The 12,559-nt window shown below is 70.8% G+C and carries 14 protein-coding genes; 4 read left to right on the forward strand and 10 right to left on the reverse strand.

What is annotated here, in order from left to right:
• Window positions 1-23: 23 nt before the first annotated feature.
• The 6 genes from ACIBQ1_RS45065 to ACIBQ1_RS45090 all read right to left on the reverse strand — a co-directional run bounded on the left by ACIBQ1_RS45065 (window position 24) and on the right by ACIBQ1_RS45090 (window position 4,699).
• Window positions 24-926 (reverse strand): lysophospholipid acyltransferase family protein, encoded by a 903-nt coding sequence (locus tag ACIBQ1_RS45065; RefSeq protein WP_397287155.1) that lies wholly within the window; start codon window positions 924-926, stop codon window positions 24-26.
• On the reverse strand, window positions 923-1,918 hold the full coding sequence (locus ACIBQ1_RS45070) for an NAD-dependent epimerase/dehydratase family protein (protein ID WP_397287157.1): 996 nt from the start codon (window positions 1,916-1,918) through the stop codon (window positions 923-925). Before ACIBQ1_RS45070 ends, ACIBQ1_RS45065 begins: the two co-directional genes overlap by 4 nt.
• A 22-nt stretch (window positions 1,919-1,940) precedes the next feature.
• Complete coding sequence (locus ACIBQ1_RS45075; protein WP_018654693.1) at window positions 1,941-2,039, reverse strand: 30S ribosomal protein bS22; 99 nt, start codon at window positions 2,037-2,039, stop codon at window positions 1,941-1,943.
• A 184-nt stretch (window positions 2,040-2,223) separates the two neighbouring features.
• Window positions 2,224-2,427: a helix-turn-helix domain-containing protein gene (locus ACIBQ1_RS45080; RefSeq protein ID WP_026214222.1), complete on the reverse strand. Its 204-nt coding sequence runs from the start codon at window positions 2,425-2,427 to the stop codon at window positions 2,224-2,226.
• Between the two features lie 312 nt (window positions 2,428-2,739).
• Window positions 2,740-3,522 (reverse strand): phosphatase, encoded by a 783-nt coding sequence (locus ACIBQ1_RS45085; protein WP_397287159.1) that lies wholly within the window; start codon window positions 3,520-3,522, stop codon window positions 2,740-2,742.
• 13 nt (window positions 3,523-3,535) lie between these two features.
• Window positions 3,536-4,699, reverse strand: a complete 1,164-nt coding sequence (locus ACIBQ1_RS45090) for an acetoin utilization protein AcuC (protein WP_397287261.1) — start codon at window positions 4,697-4,699, stop codon at window positions 3,536-3,538.
• Between the two features lie 221 nt (window positions 4,700-4,920).
• Here ACIBQ1_RS45090 and ACIBQ1_RS45095 point away from each other — a divergent pair, with 221 nt between their 5' ends.
• The 4 genes from ACIBQ1_RS45095 (at window position 4,921) to ACIBQ1_RS45110 (ending at window position 8,469) form a co-directional block, all read left to right on the forward strand.
• Window positions 4,921-6,045, forward strand: a complete 1,125-nt coding sequence (locus ACIBQ1_RS45095) for a sensor histidine kinase (protein WP_397287161.1) — start codon at window positions 4,921-4,923, stop codon at window positions 6,043-6,045.
• Window positions 6,042-6,761: a response regulator gene (locus tag ACIBQ1_RS45100; protein ID WP_397287163.1), complete on the forward strand. Its 720-nt coding sequence runs from the start codon at window positions 6,042-6,044 to the stop codon at window positions 6,759-6,761. Before ACIBQ1_RS45095 ends, ACIBQ1_RS45100 begins: the two co-directional genes overlap by 4 nt.
• Window positions 6,762-6,841: 80 nt before the next feature.
• On the forward strand, window positions 6,842-7,732 hold the full coding sequence (locus ACIBQ1_RS45105; protein WP_397287165.1) for an ABC transporter ATP-binding protein: 891 nt from the start codon (window positions 6,842-6,844) through the stop codon (window positions 7,730-7,732).
• Window positions 7,729-8,469, forward strand: a complete 741-nt coding sequence (locus ACIBQ1_RS45110) for an ABC transporter permease (protein WP_397287167.1) — start codon at window positions 7,729-7,731, stop codon at window positions 8,467-8,469. Before ACIBQ1_RS45105 ends, ACIBQ1_RS45110 begins: the two co-directional genes overlap by 4 nt.
• 41 nt (window positions 8,470-8,510) lie before the next feature.
• Here the strand turns inward: ACIBQ1_RS45110 and ACIBQ1_RS45115 are convergent, their stop codons facing one another.
• From ACIBQ1_RS45115 to proC, 4 genes are read right to left on the reverse strand one after another with little or no spacing between them, the layout of a single operon-like run.
• A complete protein-coding gene (locus tag ACIBQ1_RS45115) occupies window positions 8,511-9,695 on the reverse strand; it encodes an ABC transporter permease (protein WP_397287169.1) in 1,185 nt (394 codons plus the stop codon).
• Window positions 9,692-10,375, reverse strand: a complete 684-nt coding sequence (locus ACIBQ1_RS45120; RefSeq protein WP_397287171.1) for an ABC transporter ATP-binding protein — start codon at window positions 10,373-10,375, stop codon at window positions 9,692-9,694. The genes ACIBQ1_RS45115 and ACIBQ1_RS45120 overlap by 4 nt, the downstream gene beginning before the upstream one ends.
• The gene (locus ACIBQ1_RS45125) at window positions 10,372-11,727 is read right to left on the reverse strand and encodes an efflux RND transporter periplasmic adaptor subunit (protein WP_397287173.1); all 1,356 of its coding nucleotides are present in this window, start codon (window positions 11,725-11,727) and stop codon (window positions 10,372-10,374) included. Before ACIBQ1_RS45125 ends, ACIBQ1_RS45120 begins: the two co-directional genes overlap by 4 nt.
• Before the next feature lie 34 nt (window positions 11,728-11,761).
• The gene (proC, locus tag ACIBQ1_RS45130) at window positions 11,762-12,556 is read right to left on the reverse strand and encodes a pyrroline-5-carboxylate reductase (protein WP_397287175.1); all 795 of its coding nucleotides are present in this window, start codon (window positions 12,554-12,556) and stop codon (window positions 11,762-11,764) included.
• Between the last annotated feature and the right edge of the window lie 3 nt (window positions 12,557-12,559).

The following is a 12,559-nucleotide window of genomic DNA, read 5'->3' on the forward strand; positions in this document are numbered from 1 at the left end:
ACACCGAAGGCGCCCCGCAGGTTTCACACGAAGGGCGGGAAGGCGTGCCCTCGGCGCAGCCGCAGCTCGTGGAGCATCTGCTGGATGACCTCGCGCACGTGGTCGGTGAGGTTGAAGACCAGCATCGGGTCGTCGGCCGCGGACGGCTCGTACTCGTCGGTGCGGATCGGCTCGCCGAACTCGATCATCCACTTGGACGGCAGCGGTATCAGCCCCAGCGGCCCGAGCAGCGGGAAGAACGGCGTGATCGGCACATAGGGCAGCCCGAGCATCCTGGCCAGGAACTTCACGTCGCCGATCTTGGGATAGATCTCCTCCGCCCCGACGATCGCGGTGGGCACGATCGGCGCACCGGCGCGGATGGCCGAGGCCACGAAGCCGCCGCGGCCGAACCGCTGCAGCCGGTAGCGGTCGGAGAACGACTTGCCCACGCCCTTGAAGCCCTCGGGGAACACCCCGACCAGCTCGCCCTTGCGCAGCAGCCGGTCGGCGTCCTCGGGACAGGCCAGCGTGTGGCCGGTCTTGCGGGCCAGGTGGCTGAAGACCGGCAGCTGGTAGACCAGGTCGGCGCCGAGCAGCCGCAGCGCCCTGCCGGCCTCGTCGTGCAGGGCCACCTGCAGCATCAGCGCGTCGAGCGGAAGCGTGCCCGAGTGGTTGGCGACGATCAGCGCACCGCTGTCGTCGGGGATGTTGCCCAGCTCGACCGTCTCGACCCTGAACCAGTCGTTGTAGAGCGGCCTGATCAGCTCCAGGACCACCTTGTCGGTCAGCTCCGGGTCGTAGCCGAACTCGTCGACCTCGTAGTCGCCTTCGACGCGCCTGCGCAGGAAGGCCAGCATCCTGGCCACCCGGTCGGGCTCCTCGAACGACGGCGCCGCGCTGATCGGGATCACCACGGCGTCCTCCTGCTTGCGGGGAACGCTCAACTCCGCACACCTCCGAGCGGGTGCAGGCCGTGCGAGCGCAAGAAGTCGTCGAACGCCGCCCCGGTCGTGAACTTGGGCTTCCATCCGAGCGCCGCCTCCAGCGCGGAGGTGTCGACCGCGCGCCCATGGCACATCAGCTTGACCTGCTCGGGCGAGTATTCGACCAGCCCGATCCTGCGCACGGCGTTGCCCAGCACCTTGAACGCGGGCGAGAACAGCGGCAGCGAAGGCCGGCCCGCCCGCCGGGCGCACTGCGACAGCAGCAGCACCCCTGCCCCGGCCACGTTGAACGTGCCGGGGTGATCTTCGATCGCCATCCGGCGCAACACCTCGACCGCGTCGTCCTCATGGATGAACTGCAGTCGCGGGTCGAAGCCGAACACGGTCGGCAGCACCGGCTGGGTGAAGTAACGAGTCAGCGGCGAGTCGACGCCCGGACCCATGAAGTTGGCGAAGCGCAGCATCGACACCGTCACGTCGGGACGGCGCCGGGCGAAGCCCCGGACGTAGCCCTCGACCTCGGCCGCGTCCTTGGCGTAGCCGTGGGTGGGGCCCTCGTTGGGCTCCAGGTCCTCGGTGAACACCGCCGGATCCCGCGGCGACGAGCCGTAGACGGCGGTGGTGGAGCGCACCACCACGCGCCGCACGGTCGCCGACCGCTGGCAGGCACCGAGCAGTTGCATGGTGCCGATCACGTTGTGCTCTTTCATGGCGGCCCTGCCACCGCTCCTCGACGGAGCGCTGACCAGGCTCATGTGCACAACGGTGTCGATGTCGGCAGCCGCGATCACCTGAGCGATGTCAGGGCTGCGCAAATCCACCCGAACGAACTCAGTCCGGCCGAGAGAGATGCCGCCGTCCCGCATCAGCGAGGGGGGCGGCACGGTGTCAACTCCAATGACGCGGCTGATGTCCGGGTCGGACGCCAGAACGCTCGCCACCCGGGCGCCAATGTGGCGCGAGACCCCGGTGACCAGCACGGTGTGGGTCATCAGCGCCTCGCAGCTGCGTAAGTTACTTCTTGTTACGCCGCTGGATGCGCGTCTTCTTGAGCAGCTTGCGGTGCTTCTTCTTAGCCATCCGCTTGCGGCGCTTCTTGATCACAGAGCCCACGGGACCCCCAGGTACTTATAGCAAGTCTGACCGGTGCGCGAACGCACACCGGCTCACAGACTACCGGCGATCGACGGTGGATCGCCCCACCGGGGGGTGAGAGCCCGGTCGCGTGTGTCGGCGGCCGGGCCTCTCCCGGGACAGCTTGCACGACATTCACGACGTGACATGTCACATCGCTACTTCAGCCTGCCTCGATGTAGGCCTCCCGCAGATAGTCGTGTACCGCCTGCTCAGGCACCCTGAACGACCGGCCGACACGGATGGCCGGCAACTCGCCAGAGTGAACGAGCCGGTACACCGTCATCTTGGACACCCTCATGACCGTCGCCACTTCCGCGACGGTCAGGAACTTCACCTCACTGAGAGGTCTTTCGCCTGCACCCATCGGACGCCTCTTCCGCACGTGTTTCCGGGTTATCCCCACTGGTGCCATTGCTCACGCACGTGTACTGCCGTCAGCGTAAGTCGGGACTCCGGGTGCGCAAACCCCCTAGTTTCTCAGTCGCCGGAGCCGCCTGTCAGCCGAACCAGCGAAATCGCTGGTGAGCAGCCGGGCAGAGCACCTCACCTGGACGTTGGAACTGTCCAAGTTGCCACACATAAGAGTCGCCGGAGCCCCATCAAAAGTTGGCAAAGGGACAGCGAGCCCCTTGGAATGCAGGCGCGAAAAGACGGTATGGGGAGGACCGAATTCGACTCAAAGGGCTCGTGAGACCTGAGTGACGATCCGCTCCGTCAGCGGAGCGTAAAAGCGCGGTAGCACCGCGTCATCAAGCGGGACGACCACGTCAATCTTTCCTTCGGCCTCGCCGACGAAGAGCCCGGGGTCGTTGCTGTCGGCGAACGCCACTGTGCGCGCACCCGCCTCTCCAGCCGCTCCCGCCCAGCCGTGGTCGGCGATGACGAGGTCGGGAAGCTCCCCGTCGAGCTCGTCGATCATGTGGCGCATGGGCGCGGCGTCGTGGGTGTGCACGAACGCGCCCCGGTCGTCGAGCATGGCGACGTCCTGCAGGTAGCGGATATGCCGCCGGCGCCCGAAACCCGGCCCGGAGTAGGCCCATCCCTCGCCCGGCACGAGCAGCTCGGCCCCGCGCTCGGCGCAGAGCCGCGCCAGCGGCAGGTGCACGGCGAGCAGCCCGGTCGGGTGCCCGGTGGCGAACAGGACGCGCGGGTTCTCCCGCGACAGCACGGCGGCGATGGACTCGGCCATGTCGTCGAGCGCGTCGATCGTCAGCTCGGGGTCGATGGTGTCCTGGCCCCAGCGGTGGTCGGGGTCGGGGACCACGCCGGCGGACTTGGCCATCAGCGCCAGGATGTCGCGGTACGGCCAGGGCTGGTCGAAGCTCAGGCCGAGCTTGTAGTGCGGGTCGCCGTTGGCGAGCGAACTGTAGTGATCGAGGTTGTTCTCTCGGGGGGTCGCGACGTCGCCCGCTATTCGGGTCCGGACAAGGTGATCTCGTAGTTGGTCGCGGCTCAGCACAGCACTTCCCTCATTAGGGCATTGGATCGAGGCCGTGCAGGGGGAACACCGCATGTCGGGTCGCCATGAGAGCACGGTCAATGGGGTCCGATGGGTCATAACCACCAGAGATGTCACGAAATTCCGGATTGCGGCCATCCGTCATCGTGAGCGGTGGCGTCTCACCCGTACGTTCCCTGACGAACCGGCGCCAGCTCTCGCTCGTCGGCGTGGCCGGATCGATCGGGTGGCCCGCCAGCTCGGCGATGAGGTGGGTCCACGCCCGCGGCACCACCTGCACCAGCTCGTAACCGCCGCCGCCGGTGGCGATCCACCGGCCGCCGGCCGTCTCGTGGGCCAGGCGATGGAGGGCGGCGTACGCGGCCCGCTGGCCGTCGACGCTCAGCATCAGGTTGGCCAGGGGGTCGAGCGCGTGGCTGTCGCAGCCGTGCTGGGTGACCAGGATCTCCGGACCGAACTCGCGCAGCAGCGGCGGCACCACCGCGTGGAAGGCCCGCAGCCACCCGGAGTCGCCGGTCCCCGCGGGGAGCGCGACGTTGACGGACGTGCCCTCCGCCCCGGTCTCCTCCGGGAAGCCGGTGCCGGGGAACAGCGTGCGCGGGCTCTCGTGCAGGCTGATCGTCAGGACCCTGGGGTCGTGGTAGAAGGCCGCCTGCACGCCGTCGCCGTGGTGGACGTCCACGTCCACGTACGCGATGCGCTCGACGCCCTGCCGCAGCAGCCAGGCGATGGCCAGCGCCGGATCGTTGTAGACGCAGAAGCCGCTGGCGGTGGAGGGCATCGCGTGGTGGAGGCCGCCGGCGACGTTGACGGCGTGCTCGGCCGTGCCCTCCCAGACCGCGCGGGCGGCGGCCAGCGAGGCGCCGGCGATCAGCGCGGAGGCCTCGTGCACGCCCTGGAACGCGGGGTTGTCCGCGGTGCCGAGCCCGGCGCCGAGATCGGGCCGCCCGGAGGCGGACACACCCTTGACGGCCTCGATGTAGTCGCTCGTGTGGACCATGGCCAGCTCGGCGTCGGTCGCGGGCGCGCAGCCGGCCACCTCGACCTTGTCGAGCACGCCGAGCGCGCGGGCGAGCGCCATGGTCAGCTCCACCCGCACGGGTGCGAGCGGATGGCTCGGGCCGAAGTTGTAGGACGTGAGAGCGTCGTCCCAGATCACCCGCGCCGACCGGCTCATCCCCTGTCCCCTTCTCATGGCCTCCACTCCGTGGAGGCGGCTCGGTCGCTGGGGAGCCGTCGCCTTCCCTCGTCGCTCTGGTCGCTACGCTCCCGCCGCTCCTCAGTCCAGGCGACGGCGCTCCCTCGCTCGCTTGGGGCCGACGTTACCGCAGGGCAGACGCGGCGTTGTAGTCCAGGCCCAGCCCGCCGATCTAGAAATTTCGTGATTAGGGTCTTAGCGTGCGGCGAACCTTCCTCAAGATCGTGCGCTACTTCAGACGTCCCAGGGTCTTCGACACGACGCTGGTGATCGTGCTCTCCCTCCCCGCCCTGTTCGCCCTGGTCTACCTGCTCCCCCGGGGCGCCATGGAATCGGTCCGGGGCGCGGCGTTCTACCTGGCGGGCATGCCGTTCCTGCTCATGCGCCGCGCCAGGCCGCGAGTCACCGTCGCGCTGGTGACCGCGATCGACGTCGTGAGCATCGCGACCGGGACCGCGTTCAACAGCAACGTGGCCTCGTCCGTCGCCCTCTACAGCGTGGGCCGGTACACCGCGGGCCGCACGACCGCGATCACGACGGCGGCGGTGTTCGCCGCGTACGCGACGGCGGCGGAAGTGATCAGGCAGTTCACCGGCGGCTGGGTGATCTCCCTGTTCTCCGTCGGCGTGCCCGTGGGGGTGGGGCTGATCGTCCGGCTCAGGGCCGAGCTCGCCGAGCGCGGCCGGCGCGAAGCCGCCGACGCGGCCGTGCGCGCCGAGCGGCGGCGCATCGCCAGGGAGCTGCACGACGTGGTCGCCCACCACATCACCGTCATCAACGCCCTGGTCGGCGGCGCGCGGGCGACGCTCCCACCCGGGCAGGAGGTCACCAGGAACGCGCTGGAGAGCGCCGAGCAGACCGCCCGCCAGGCGATGTCGGAGATGCGCCGCCTGCTGGACGTGCTCAGGGCCGACGGCGGCGAGGGCCCGGACGCCGCGACGGGGGTGGGCGCGGACCGGTTACCCTCGTTGATCAAGGAGGCGAAGTCGGCGGGGCTGCCCGCCAGCCTGACCGTGACGGGCGAGCCCGTCGCCCTGCCCGCGACCGTCGACCACGCCGTCTACCGGATCGTGCAGGAGGCGCTGACCAACACCCGCAAGCACGCGACCAGCGCCAGGGCGAGCGTGCGGCTGGCGTACGAGGACCGGGCCGTGGAGGTCGAGGTGGTGGACGACGGTCTGGCGGTGAGCGGCGGCACGCCGGGGTTCGGGCTCGGCGGCATGGCCGAGCGGGTGGCGTTGTGCGGCGGCCAGCTCTCGACCGGCCCCCGGCCGGAAGGAGGCTTCCGCGTGCACGCCCGCATCCCCCTGGAGGCGACGCGATGATCAAGGTGCTGCTGGCCGACGACCACGAGCTGGTCCGCAAGGGCTTCCGGCTGATGCTCGACGCCCAGCCCGACCTCGGCGTGGTCGGCGAGGCCGCGGACGGGGCCGAGGCGGTGGAGCTGAGCAGGCGGCTGCGGCCCGACGTGGTGCTGATGGACCTGCACATGCCGGGGCTCGACGGGGTGCGCGCGACCGAGCTGATCACCGCGGAGCTGCCGGAGGTGCGGGTGCTCGCGCTGAGCACGTTCGACCTGGACGAGAACGTGGTCGCGGCGCTCAGGGCGGGCGCCGGCGGGTTCCTGCCCAAGGATGTCTCCCCCGAGGAGCTCATCGAGGGCGTGCGCGTGGTGCACCGGGGCGAGTCGGCCGTCGCGCCGCGGCTGCTGACCCGGCTGATCGGCACGTTCATACGTGAGGTGGATCCGCAGCGAAGCGAGGACCTCCACCACACGACGCCGAGCGGAGCTCGGCCAGAAGGCAGGGCCCGCCCGAGACCGGTGCCCGCCTCCCTGAACGGGCTGACCGAGCGCGAGCGGGAGGTCCTCGTGCTGATCGCGCGTGGCAGGTCCAACGCCGAGATCGCCCAGGAGCTGTCCGTCTCCCCCTCGACGATCAAGAACCACGTGACGAGCCTGTTCGCCAAGATCGGCGTCAGGGACCGGGCGCAGGCCGTGATCGTGGCCTACGAGGCGGCGCTGATCCGCCCTGGAGAGTAGGACCAGGCTCCCAGTGCCCCTCGCCTGAGACGGTTCCCGGGCAGGAGGAAAGCAGGGGTGCGCGACGGCACGCTGAAGCCATGAGCGCGATTCGAGCCATGAACCTGAGCAAGCGCTACGGCGGCACCGTGGCCGTCTCAGACCTGTCCTTCGACGTCGAGCCGGGTCAGGTGACCGGGTTCCTGGGGCCCAACGGGGCCGGCAAATCGACGACCATGCGCATGATCCTCGGGCTGGACCGGCCGTCCGGCGGTTCGGTGCTCGTGGACGGCCGGCCGTACGGGGAGCTGACGCATCCGCTGCGCAAGGTGGGCGCGCTGCTGGACGCCAAGGCCGTGCACGGCGGCCGCAACGCGTACAACCACCTGCTGGCCATCGCACAGAGCAACGGCATCCCGGCGGGCCGCGTGAACGAGGTGCTGGAGGCCGTGGGCCTGCGCGAGGTGGCCAGGCGGCGGGTCGGCGGGTTCTCGCTGGGCATGTCGCAGCGGCTGGGCATCGCCGCGACGCTGCTCGGGGACCCGGAGATCCTGATCTTCGACGAGCCCGTCAACGGGCTCGACCCCGACGGCATCCTGTGGATCCGCACGTTCATGCGCAAGCTGGCCGCCGAGGGCAGGACCGTGTTCGTCTCCAGCCACCTGATGAGCGAGATGGCGCAGACGGCCGACCACCTGATCGTGATCGGCAAGGGGCGGCTCATCGCCGACACGAGCGTGCAGGAGTTCATCGGGCGCAGCTCGCAGGGGTACGTACGGATCCGCTCGCCCCGGCTGGCCGAGGTGGCCGAACTGGTCAAGGTCGGCGAGCTGCACCCCGACCACCTGCGCGTGACCGCGATGAGCACGCTCGAGATCGGCACCCTCACCGCGCGGGCCGGGATCCCGCTGGAGGAGCTGACGTTCGTGCAGCCCTCGCTCGAAGCCGCCTACATGGAGCTCACCAAGGACAGCCTGGAGTTCACATCATGATCGACATCCTCAGGTCCGAATGGACCAAGATCCGCTCGGTCCGCTCGACGGTGTGGACGCTGGCCGTCACCGCGCTGCTGATGCTGGGCATGAGCGCGCTCATCAGCGCCGCCGCGAAGAACTCGGCCGACGGGCCGATCCCCGCGGATCAGGCGATCATGATGGGCCTGGTCGGCACCATGTTCGCCTCGCTGTCCATGGCCACGCTGGGCGTGCTGGTCATCTCCAGCGAATACCGCACGGGCGGCATCCGCACGTCGCTGATGGCCGTGCCCAGGCGCATGAGCCTGCTGACCGGCAAGATCGCGGTGTTCACGGCGGTCTCCCTGGTCGTCTGCACGGTCGCCTCCGCGGCCTCGCTCCTCGTCGGCCTGGCGATCACGCAGCCGCCGTCGCTCGGGGCGGGCGAGGTGGCGCAGGCCGCGCTCGGGGGCGGCCTCTACCTGACCGCCTGCGGGCTGTTCGGGCTGGGGCTGGGCACGCTCATCCGGCACACGCCGGGCGCGATCGTGTCGGCCATCGCGCTGATGCTGGTCCTGCCGCAGGTGACGACCATGCTGCCCGGGCAGTGGGGCAAGACCGTGTCCGACTACTTCACCACCAACGCGGGCTCCCAGATCGTGATGCCCCAGGGCGGCAGCTCGCTCGGCCCGTGGAACGGGTTCGGCGTCTACCTCGTCTGGGTCGTGGTCGCCGTGATCGCGGGGGCCGTCCTGATGCGGAAGCGGGACGCCTGAGATCACCCGGGCGTCCTGATGCGGAAGCGGGACGCCTGAGATCATTCGGCGCGGAGGGCGATGACGGGGTCCAGCCGGCCCGCCCTCCGCGCGGGCGCCACGCCGAAGAACACCCCGACCGCCGCCGACACCCCGAACGCCAGCGCGATCGACCACCACGTGATCGACGCCGGCACCTCGGTGAACGCCGTGATGGCCAGCGCCCCGCCCACCCCGAGCACGATCCCGGCGAGCCCGCCGATCGTCGTCAGCAGCACCGCCTCGATGAGGAACTGGGCGAGGATGTCGCGCTGCCTGGCGCCCAGCGCCTTGCGCAGCCCGATCTCCCGGGTCCGCTCGCGCACGCTGACCAGCATGATGTTCGACACGCCGACGCCGCCGACCAGCAGCGAGATGCCCGCGATGGCGGCCAGCACGCCGGTGAGCATGCCGAGCACGCTTCCGATCGTGCCGAGCAGCGCGGTCTGCGTGACCGCCGAGAACTGCTCTCCCGGATATCGCGCCCGCAGCGCCGCCGTCACCTTCTCCGACAACGGGTCGATCTCGTCCGGCCCGGACGCGCCGACCGCCAGGCCGTTGATCCGCTCGATCCCGAACAGCCGCTGCGCCGTCGTCACCGGGATGTGGATCTCCTGGTCACGGGACAGCCCGAACGTCTGCCCGATCTCGGCGTACACGCCCACCACCCGGAACCTGGCCCCGGCCACCGTCACCTGCCGCCCGATCGGGTCCAGGTCGCCGAACAGCCGGTCGGCCACCTCCGAGCCGAGCACCGCCACTCTGCGCCGGGTGTCCACGTCGGTCTCGCTCAGCGGGCGGCCCTTGTCCAGGGGGCGGTCGAAGATGTTGACGAGGTTCTGGTCGGTGCCGATCACCGTGACGAACGCCTCGACCCTGCCGACGCGTACGGTCTCGCCCGACTGCAGCGAGACCGTCACCTTCGACGGGTCGCCGATCACGCGCCGCAGGTAGGCGACGTCGGCCAGGCCCAGCTTGCTCTGCGTCGGAGCCGCGCCCAGGCTGATGCGGCCGGGGACGACGAGGATGATGTTCGTGCCGAGTCCGGAGATCTGCTTCTCGATCTCGTCCTTCGCGCCCGTGCCGATGGCCACCAGGATCACCACGGCCAGCACGCCGATGATCACGCCCAGCATGGTCAGCGCGCTGCGCAGCCTATTGACGCGCAGGGCTTCCAGCGCCATGGCCAGCGCCTCGCCGCCCTTCACGCGCTGTCCCTTTCGATGAGCCCGTCCCGAACGTGGATCTGCCGCCGGGCGTGGGCGGCGACGTCGGGTTCGTGCGTGACGAGCACGACGGCCACGCCGCCCTCGCCGTTGAGGCGGTCGAGGATGGCCATGACCTCGGCCCCGTTGGCGGTGTCGAGGTTGCCCGTGGGCTCGTCGGCCAGCAGCACCTTGGGCTCCCCGACCAGTGCCCTGGCGATGGCGACGCGCTGCTGCTCGCCGCCGGACATCTGGGACGGCCGGTGCTCCAGCCGGTGCCCGAGCCCGACCGCCTCCAGCGCCGCACGGGCCCGCGCGCGCCGCTCGGCCCGGCCGACCCCCCGGTAGACCAGCGGCAGCGCCACGTTGTCCAGCGCCGACGTCCTGGCCAGCAGGTGGAACGACTGGAAGACGAAGCCGATGGTCTTGTTCCGCAGCTCGGCGAGGTCGGTGTCGGACAATCCGGAGATCTCCACCCCGTTGACCTTGAGCACGCCCGAGCTGGGGCGGTCGAGGCAGCCGAGCAGGTGCATGAGCGTGGACTTGCCCGACCCGGACGGCCCGACGATGGCGGCGAACTCGCCCTGGTCGATCCGGAGCGTCACGCCGCGCAGCGCCTCCACGACCACGCCGTCGAGCTGGTAGCGCCGGGTGAGGTCCACCGCCTCGATGGCGGCCGTCATGGGATCGGCTGCCCTTGCCGTACGGAGTCCGCGCCCTTGACCACGATCCGGTCGCCCACGGACAGCCCGCCGAGCACCTCGACCACCGCGTCGCCCTGGGCCCCCAGCTTGACCACGCGGCGCTCCGCCACGCCGTTCCTGATCGCCCAGACCACGCTCTCGCGCCCGCTGGAGACGATGGCCGAGGCCGGGGCGGAGACGGCGGAGGGCGATTCGCGCACGGTCAGCCGCGTGACGGCGCTCATGCCGGGCTTCGGAGTGGGCGCCTTGGAGCCGTCGTCGAAGGCGCCGGGGCCGAGCGTGAGCCGCACCGGGTAGCTGACGCCGCCCGTGGTGCCCTCCATGGGGCTGACGCCGATGCCGGTCACCACCGCCGTGTACGTGGCGCCCGGCACGGCGTCCAGCTCGACGGCGGCCCGCACGCCCTTCTTGACCAGCAGCACGTCGGTCTCGTCGACGTCGGCCTCCAGGGTGAGCTTGGAGATGTCCGTGACCGTGACGATGGAGTCGCCCGCCGAGACGGGGACGCCCGCCGCGACCGGGCTGCCGGAGGTGCCACCGCCCGTCGAAGGCAGGGACGGGAGCTGCTGCCCGCCGCCGGGGAGCTGGCTGAGCAGCCCTTCGACGCCGCTCGCCGCCCCGCCGCCGCCCGAGGCGCGGCCGAGCGTGACGACGCCGCCGAACGGCGCCTTGATCGTCAGCGACCTGACCGTGCTCTCCGCCGCCTTGACCGCGGCCTTGGCCTGCGACTTCGACGCCGCCTGCAGCGAGGCCATGGAGCTGGACAGCCCGCTGGTCATGCCGGACACCAGGCCGCTGATCGAGCGGTTGAGCTGGGCGGTGATCGAGGCCAGGGCCCTGGTCTGCGCCTTGTGCTGGGCCTGGGCGAGGTCGATGGCGTTCAGGAGCTGCCGGCGCGTCCCCGCGTCAGCCACCTTCTTCGCCTCCTTGCGGGCCCTGGCGAAGTGCGCGGCCACCTTGCGGTCGAACGCCCCGGTGTCGAACGACGGCAGCCGGACGTCCGGCGTGGCGAAGCTCACGGGGGTGGCCGCCTTGGAGGCCTGGCGGGCCTGTCGGAGCTGGCTCTGGGCCTGGGGCGAGCGGATCCTGGCCAGGATCTGGCCCTTGCGCACGCGATCGCCCTCGCGGACGTAGAGCTTGGCGATCGTGCCCTGGGCGGGCGAGCGCAGTGTCGCGGAGGCACGCGCGCCGATCGTGGCGGGGGCCTCCACGACCTCGGTGACCGGCCCCCGGGCGACCTCGCCGACCTGGACTCCGGACGGCTCCTCGGACGTGCAGCCGGTCAGTACGAAAAGGACGAGCAGCGGCGCGATGCCGCGACGTAACGTCACCCGACCCATCGTAGGAGTGAGGCCGGCCGGTCTCTCAGCCGGAGGCGAGCTGGCGCCCCCGGTCCCGGGCGGCCTCGATGGCGGCCAGGAACGCGGCCCGCACGCTGTGCCGCTCCAGCTCCGCGATGGCGGCGATGGTCGTGCCGCCCGGCGAGGTGACGGCCTCGCGCAGGATCACCGGGTGCTCGCCCGAGTCGCGCAGCATCACGGCGGCCCCGACGATGGACTGGGTGACCATGTCGAGCGCGGCGGCGCGCGGCATGCCGAGCAGGATGCCCGCGTCGACCATGGCCTCGACCAGGTAGAAGAAGTAGGCCGGGCCGCTGCCGGACAGGGCGGTGGCGGCGTCCTGCTGGGACTCGGGGATGCGCAGCACCTTGCCGACCGGGCTGAGCAGGCCCTCGGTGAGCTTGAGGTGCTCCTCGCCCGCGTGGGCGCCCGCCGAGATCACGCTCATCGCCTCGTCGAACCTGATCGGCGTGTTGGACATCACCCGGACCACGGGCACCTCCACGCCGAGCCGCTGCTCCACGAACGCCGTCGTGATGCCGGCCGCGGCCGTGATCACGAGCCGGTCGGCGGGCACGTACGGGGCGATCTCGGCCAGCAGCGTGGCCATGTCCTGCGGCTTGACGGCCAGGATGAGGGTGTCGGCGGACTTGGCGGCCTCTGCGTTGGAGACGGTGCGCACGCCGTACGTCTCGCGCAGCGCCTGCGCCCGCTCGGCCCGGCGGCTGGTCGCCATGATGTCGCCGGGCTTGAACCCCGCGCGCAGCAGCCCGGACAGCAGGGCCTCGCCCATCTTTCCCGTGCCCAGAATCGCAATCACGCT

The organism is Nonomuraea sp. NPDC050153 (assembly GCF_044460125.1).
GTDB lineage: Bacteria > Actinomycetota > Actinomycetes > Streptosporangiales > Streptosporangiaceae > Nonomuraea.

Coding starts and splice junctions, on each gene's coding strand:
- ACIBQ1_RS45070 (WP_397287157.1), bottom strand. CDS start 1,918: ATGACCCACACCGTGCTGGTCACCGGGGTCTCGCGCCACATTGGCGCC.
- ACIBQ1_RS45080 (WP_026214222.1), bottom strand. CDS start 2,427: ATGGGTGCAGGCGAAAGACCTCTCAGTGAGGTGAAGTTCCTGACCGTC.
- ACIBQ1_RS45090 (WP_397287261.1), bottom strand. CDS start 4,699: ATGAGCCGGTCGGCGCGGGTGATCTGGGACGACGCTCTCACGTCCTAC.
- ACIBQ1_RS45100 (WP_397287163.1), top strand. CDS start 6,042: ATGATCAAGGTGCTGCTGGCCGACGACCACGAGCTGGTCCGCAAGGGC.
- ACIBQ1_RS45105 (WP_397287165.1), top strand. CDS start 6,842: ATGAGCGCGATTCGAGCCATGAACCTGAGCAAGCGCTACGGCGGCACC.
- ACIBQ1_RS45110 (WP_397287167.1), top strand. CDS start 7,729: ATGATCGACATCCTCAGGTCCGAATGGACCAAGATCCGCTCGGTCCGC.
- ACIBQ1_RS45120 (WP_397287171.1), bottom strand. CDS start 10,375: ATGACGGCCGCCATCGAGGCGGTGGACCTCACCCGGCGCTACCAGCTC.